At 65.4% G+C, this 6,353-nt stretch carries 8 protein-coding genes; 3 read left to right on the top strand and 5 right to left on the bottom strand.

What is annotated here, in order from left to right:
• The first annotated feature begins 39 nt into the window (after nucleotides 1-39).
• The 3 genes from AC1D00_RS21630 (at nucleotide 40) to AC1D00_RS21620 (ending at nucleotide 2,655) form a co-directional block, all read left to right on the top strand.
• Entirely contained in the window at nucleotides 40-627 is a 588-nt protein-coding gene (locus AC1D00_RS21630) for a GNAT family N-acetyltransferase (RefSeq protein ID WP_135175474.1), read from the top strand.
• Nucleotides 628-775: 148 nt separating this feature from the next.
• Nucleotides 776-1,165, top strand: coding sequence for a RidA family protein (locus AC1D00_RS21625; protein ID WP_027543280.1), 390 nt, complete (start codon nucleotides 776-778; stop codon nucleotides 1,163-1,165).
• 47 nt (nucleotides 1,166-1,212) lie between these two features.
• Nucleotides 1,213-2,655 carry a homospermidine synthase gene (locus tag AC1D00_RS21620; protein ID WP_477012063.1) on the top strand — a complete coding sequence of 481 codons (1,443 nt, stop codon included), beginning with the start codon at nucleotides 1,213-1,215 and terminating at the stop codon, nucleotides 2,653-2,655.
• A gap of 101 nt (nucleotides 2,656-2,756) precedes the next feature.
• Here AC1D00_RS21620 and AC1D00_RS21615 read toward each other — a convergent pair whose 3' ends face one another.
• From AC1D00_RS21615 to AC1D00_RS21595, 5 genes are all read right to left on the bottom strand, one after another.
• On the bottom strand, nucleotides 2,757-3,497 hold the full coding sequence (locus AC1D00_RS21615) for an acetoacetate decarboxylase (RefSeq protein ID WP_167770944.1): 741 nt from the start codon (nucleotides 3,495-3,497) through the stop codon (nucleotides 2,757-2,759).
• A 115-nt stretch (nucleotides 3,498-3,612) separates the two neighbouring features.
• On the bottom strand, nucleotides 3,613-3,945 hold the full coding sequence (locus AC1D00_RS21610) for a hypothetical protein (protein ID WP_060912695.1): 333 nt from the start codon (nucleotides 3,943-3,945) through the stop codon (nucleotides 3,613-3,615).
• A 101-nt stretch (nucleotides 3,946-4,046) separates the two neighbouring features.
• A complete protein-coding gene (locus AC1D00_RS21605) occupies nucleotides 4,047-4,763 on the bottom strand; it encodes an MgtC/SapB family protein (protein ID WP_135175477.1) in 717 nt (238 codons plus the stop codon).
• 30 nt (nucleotides 4,764-4,793) lie between these two features.
• Nucleotides 4,794-5,813: a WD40 repeat domain-containing protein gene (locus AC1D00_RS21600; RefSeq protein ID WP_477012064.1), complete on the bottom strand. Its 1,020-nt coding sequence runs from the start codon at nucleotides 5,811-5,813 to the stop codon at nucleotides 4,794-4,796.
• Nucleotides 5,813-6,353: CobW family GTP-binding protein (locus AC1D00_RS21595; RefSeq protein ID WP_477012062.1), on the bottom strand; the 541-nt coding region annotated here is incomplete at its 5' end. The genes AC1D00_RS21595 and AC1D00_RS21600, both read right to left, overlap by 1 nt.

The following is a 6,353-nucleotide window of genomic DNA, read 5'->3' as shown; positions in this document are numbered from 1 at the left end:
TGCTTCTGGCACGTCGGCTCAAGCGGGGACTGATGCGCCATGACTGCTTTTCGGAAGCCACAGATCGCCCTCACTTCGAAAGCCGCTCCGTTCGCAATCCGTGCGGAACGTGCTGCCGACGTCGCCGCCCGTGAAGCGCTGCTGGATGCCAGCTTTGGCGAGAACCGCCATGGCCGCACCTGCCAGCGCCTGCGCGACGGACGTGCACCTGCCGCAGGCCTCGCCCTGTCGGCTGTGCGCGAGGGGACACTCGTGGGAACCGTGCGGCTGTGGCACGTCAGCGCCGGAGGCAGGCCCGCTCTGGTCCTCGGACCGCTGGCGGTGGACCCTGCCTGCCGCGAGCTCGGGATCGGCGCCGCGCTGATGCAACAAGCGCTGGCCGCCGCCCGGGCGCGCGGGCATGCCGCCGTGATCCTGCTCGGCGACGCCCCCTACTACGCCCGCTTCGGCTTCTCGGCGGAGAAGACCGGCGCACTGATGCTGCCCGGCCCGTTCGAGCGCGACCGCCTGCTGGCGATCGAATTCCAGGCCGGCGCGCTGGATGGCGTTGAGGGGATGATCGTCCCGACCGGCGCGGCCCTGCCCAAACGGAGGGTAGTTCGCCCTCTCCAGGCGCACGCGGCCTAAGGGATTGCCATGATGGCGACGACCGAAGCCGCATTGAACGGCAACGCCCGGCCGCGCCTGCGCTGAGCTCTATTCCTTTGGGGTTGCGCAGGCCCCGGAAACGCCCTTTAACCCCCGCGAAACACCTCTTTCAGTCGAGGTCCGAACCATGTCCCGTCGCCTGATCTCTACCGGCTCTCCCCTCGAGAAGACCGTCGGCTACAGCCGCGCCGTGATCGACGGCGATTTCGCCTTCGTTGCTGGAACCACCGGCTATGACTACACGACGATGACGATGCCGGCCGATGTCACGAGCCAGTCACGCAACTGCTTCAAGACCATCGAAGCCGCCCTGAAGGAGGGCGGATTCGAGATGGCCGATATCGTCCGTGCGACCTACTACGTCACCGACGCCAGCTACATCGATGCCCACTTCGCCGTCTGCGGCGAGGTTCTCGGTGACATCAGACCGGCTGCGACGTTGCTGGTCGTCACCGCTCTCGCCAAGCCCGAGATGAAGGTCGAGATCGAAGTCACCGCCAAGCGCCGCAGCGCCTGATCCCCCCTCACCCTTTGTTTGCCAGCACGTTCCGGAGAAACCATCCCATGAGTCCCGCCTCGCAGATCTACGCGAAGATCACCGGTCCCATCGTCATGGTCGGCTTCGGCTCCATCGGCAAAGGCACGCTGCCGCTGATCGAGCGGCATCTCGATTACGACAAGTCGCGCGTCACCGTGATCGATCCCAAGGACGAGGGCCGCAAGGCGCATTGCGAGAAGCACAATGTCCGCTTCATCCAGAAGGGTGTGACCAAGGACAATTACCGCGAGTTGCTGACCCCGCTGCTCACCGAAGGCGGCGGCCAGGGCTTTTGCGTCAATCTCTCAGTCGATACCGGCTCGACCGACATCATGGAGCTCTGCAACGAGCTCGGCGCGCTCTATATCGACACCGTCAACGAGCCCTGGCTCGGCTTCTATTTCGATTCGTCGAAGGGCCCGGAAGCGCGCTCCAACTACGCCCTTCGCGAAGTGACGCTGGCCGCCAAGAAGGCGCGCCCCGCGGGCTCCACCACGGCCGTCTCCTGCTGCGGCGCCAATCCCGGCATGGTGTCCTTCTTCGTCAAGCAGGCGCTGCTCAATGTCGCCGCCGATCTGAAGCTCAATGCCCCCAAGCCGAAGACCAAGGCCGAATGGGCGGACCTGATGCGGCAGGCCGGCGTCAAGGGCATCCACATCGCCGAGCGCGACACCCAGCGCTCCAAGTCGCCGAAAGAGCCTGATGTCTTCGTCAACACCTGGTCGGTGGAAGGTTTCCTGTCGGAAGGCGTGCAGCCGTCCGAACTCGGCTGGGGCACCCATGAAAAATGGATGCCCGAAAATGCGCGGACCCACGAAGCCGGCTGCGGCGCCGCCATCTATCTGATGCAGCCCGGCGCCAATACCCGCGTGCGCACCTGGTGCCCGACCCGCGGCGCGCAATATGGCTTCCTCGTCACCCACAACGAGTCGATCTCGATTGCCGATTACTTCACGGTGCGTGACGCCTCGGGCACGGCGGTCTATCGGCCGACCTGCCACTACGCCTATCATCCGGCTGACGACGCCGTGCTGTCGCTGCATGAGATGTTCGGCCGCGCCGCGAAGATGCAGGAAAAGCACCACATCCTCGATGAGAACGAAATCGTCGACGGCATCGACGAACTGGGCGTGCTGCTGTTCGGGCATGACAACAATGCCTACTGGTACGGCTCGCAGCTCTCGATCGAAGAGACCCGCAAGCTCGCGCCGTATCAGAACGCCACCGGCCTGCAGGTGACCTCCGCCGTGCTCGGCGGCATGGTGTGGGCGCTGGAAAACCCGAACGAGGGCATCGTCGAAGCCGACGAGATGGATTTCGATCGCCTGCTGGAAATCCAGCTGCCCTATCTCGGCCCGGTGAAGGGTTTCTACACCGACTGGACGCCGCTGACGGATCGTCCCGGACTGTTTCCGGAAGATATCGACACCAGCGATCCCTGGCAGTTCCGGAATATTCTGGTGCGCTGATCGCACACCACGCCTGACCGATCATGATGCCCGGCCTCGCGCCGGGCATCTCGTTTCGCGGCCTACCTCGCCTTGTTACTTCGCCAGGTTACTTTGCCAGGTTACTTGGCCATGTAATCGAACGCCACGCTGCCGAGCCCCAGCGTCAGGTCCGCCTTGAAATGCAGCGCCGAGACCACCTCGCGCACCGGCAGGCGGGCGACGTCGCAGAGTGCGTGGGGAAACAGGCCGAGTGCGGCAGGGCCGGTCCACGCTTCCTTCAGCACGACGTCATCGAGATGAAAACGCACCAGCTCGCAGATCCGCGGGCTGCCGTCGACATGCGGGATGATCTTCAGGATGAAGTTCGGCGACGCCATCGACTTCAGCACCGTGTCGTGGTCGACCTTGCGGTGCTTGTAACCCATCGTGGCCGAAGCGCAGAGCACCGAGCCGTAATGCAACGAGCCGACCAGGACGTCGCTCTCGATCTCGATCTTGGGCCTCGCGAGCTTCTTCGGAAAGCCCCACAGCTCGCGGCCGCCGGCGATCGGGGCCTCGTCGTCCAGATACATCGCGTGGGTGTAGCCGCCCTCCTCGCCCTTGAAGCGGACCGGGATCACCTGCCCGGTTTCGGTGTAGTCGCCGAATCCGGTCGAGTCGGGCATGCGAATGAATTCGTATTTCACCAACGGCTCCGCCACCTCAAGCGGCTCGGGCACGATGGCGGCGAGGGCTTCGGGATCGGTCCTGTAGGTGATGATGAAATATTCGCGGTCGAAGAAGCGATATGGCCCCGGCGGGAATGACGGGTTGGTGAGCGGCATCGAGTAAGCGGTGCGGCGGACGTCTTCGATCTTCATGGGCGGCCCCATCTGTCGTTGGCGCGACGGATTATGGAGCGGGCCGTCTGCCGAGGCGAGATCGTATAATCGGCATCGGTCGTCAAATGCGCGTCACAATACGCCGGCCGTCGGGCTACTTCTCCCTGATCGGCGGCGCGATCTTCTCCGCGGGCGCCGCCGGCAGTGCCGGCTTGGTGGCTGCGCCTTGCGTCTGAGGATCGGGGCGCGCGGGCTCGGGCGCCGGGGTGGTCGGCCGGTCGCCGCCGGGCTTGGATTCAGCCGGAGTCTTGCTCTGATCGTCGGATGGCGTGCCCTGGAGCGGCCCCGTCGCCTGCGCCGTCTGCATCCTGCTCTCGGCGCGGATTTGCGCCAGCGACAGGCCTGATACCACGACGCCGGCTGCGAACAGCGAGCAGGCGATCATCAGGTCGAATTTCAGTCTGCGCTTGTCATTTGGGCCGGGCATGTCGATCACCGCCTTTGTCCGTGGGATCAACGAAATGGTCCGACTGCGGTTCCGTGCCCGGCAAGGCGGGAACCGCACGTTTGCGCGCCAAAACGCCACGCTCAATCCGTGGTGCTGACTTCCCAGGTGGCGTGGCGCACGCCCGGCAGGTGCTGAAGATCGGTCGCCACCGCATTCAGTTCGTTCGGATCGACCGCGGTCGCGACCAGCTTTGCGACGATTTCGATCAGATCGTCCCCGGTCTCGACCACGTCGATATCGGCCACCGGATATTTTGCGCCCTCGAGCTTCTCAACGAGCCGGTCGCGCATGTCGGGCAAGGCGTCCGCCGCCACCGCGAGCTTGAAGTAGTAGGTCGCCTCCGAAGTCTTCTCGTTCAGCGGGATGCGGTTGATGGCATTGACCAGCGGGCGCAGCATGGTGTTGCCGGCGATCACGAACACGGTCAGCGCGGCCGCCTGCGCAATCATGTCGGCGCCGGCGCAGGAGCCGACCGCGGCCGAGGCCCACAGCGTCGCCGCGGTGTTGAGCCCGCGGACGTCCATGCCCTGCTTCATGATGACGCCGGCGCCCAGGAAGCCGATGCCGGAGACGACATAGGAGATCACCCGCACCGCGCCGTCGGCGCCGGTCAGATGCATGGCGAGATCGACGAACGCGGCCGCACCGACCGCGACCAGCACATTGGTGCGCAGGCCCGCAGTGCGCTGGCGGTATTGCCGCTCGGCGCCGATCAGCGTGCCCAGCACGAAGGCCGTGAACAGGCTGACCAGCGTGTCGGCGAAATCAGCAAGCTGGAAGGTCGTCAGAAACCGCATGGCCCCCTATACGGCCGGAACGATGACAGTTCAAAGCTCCAGCAGGCCGCCGTCCCCATTTTCGTCCGCAAATGCCAGCAGCGTGCCCTTGGCGTTCCAGGTGAGCGCGGCGACCGGCGGGGTGCCGTTGCGGCGGACCAGGATCTCGGCGCCGTCCTCCAGCCGCACCATCAGCACGGTGCCGTCGCTGTAGCCGGCGGCGAGGATGTCGTTCTTGGGATGGCAGGCGACCACCGAGACGCGCGCCTGGAGCGGCGCGAGCATCGCGGGCTCCTTCCCCATCGGACCGTCCTTGCTGGCGAACGGCCACAGGATGATGGTGTCGGCGCCCGAGGTCGCAAGCGCCTTGCCACCCGCGCTCCAGGACATCGAACGGACGCGGCCGGGATAGCCGGTCATGCGCATGTGCCGGTTGTCGGCAAGCCGCCAGCCGTGCAGGGCCGCCTCGTGCATCGTGGTGACCAGGAACTTGTTGTCCGGGCTGAAGGTGACGCCGAGATGCGAGCCGGCCCAGGGCAGGAATTCGGCCGATCCTTCCATATTCGGAAACCACAGCGTCGCGCCGTTGTAGTGCGCGATCGCGAGCCGCAGGCCCTTTGGTGCGAAGGCGAGCCCGCCGACGGTCGAGGGCACCTCGAGCGACTTCTCCTCTAGCTTGCCGCTCTTGACGGTGGCCGTCTTGCCGGCCGACCAGGCATAGGCACCGTCCGCATGCAGCGCCACCGCGTCGATCCAGCGGCGCTTCGGGTCGGTGGCGAGCAGCGTCACCTCGCCCTTGGCATCGAGCGCAACGACCTTGCCGTCGTCGCCGCCCATGATGAGGCGCTTGCCGTCGGAGGCGGTCGAGAGAATGCCGCCGCCATGCACGGCGACCGTCGTGATCTCGCCCTTGGCGTCGACGAACGCGACATTCTCCTCGCCGCCGACGAAGGCGGCGCGGGGCCCAAGGAAATGCACCGACGTCACGCCCATGCCGAGCGCGACCGGCTTGACGCGGTCGGTAACGGAGACGATCGAGGCGGAATCGGGGGCCGGCGTAAACTCTTTCATCACGAGACGATGCAGCTCTCAAAACCCTTGCGGATGGCTTCTTCCGGCAATTCGCGGCCGATGAAGACGAGGCGGCTCTCGCGCGGCTCGCCGTCCTTCCACTTCCGCTGGTGGTTGCCCTCCAGCATCATGTGGACGCCCTGGAAGACGTAGCGGTCGTCATCGTCGTGGAAGGCGAGGATGCCCTTGGAGCGCAGGATCTTGCCGCCCTCCACCTGCACCAGATTCTGGAGCCAGGGCATGAACATGTTCGGATCGAGCGGCTTGTCGGTCTTGAGCGACAGCGATTGCATGTCCTCGTCGTGATAGTGCTTCAGGCCGTGGCCGTGATCATGGTGGTGATGATCGTGGCCATGGTGGTGATGATCATGGTCGTGGTCATGATCGTCGGCCTCCAGAAAGTCCGGCTCGATGTCGAGGATGCGGTCGAGGTCGAAAGCGCCGCGATCGAGCACGTCGGCCAGCGCCACCGAGCAGCGCTCGGTGCGGTGGAGTTTCGCATAGGGGTTGATGGCGCGGATGCGGGCCTCGACCTCGTGG

This window comes from Bradyrhizobium sp. P2_E8 (assembly GCF_056403875.1).
Note: the sequence above shows the minus strand (reverse complement) of the source record. Positions and strands in the feature narration are given on the sequence as shown.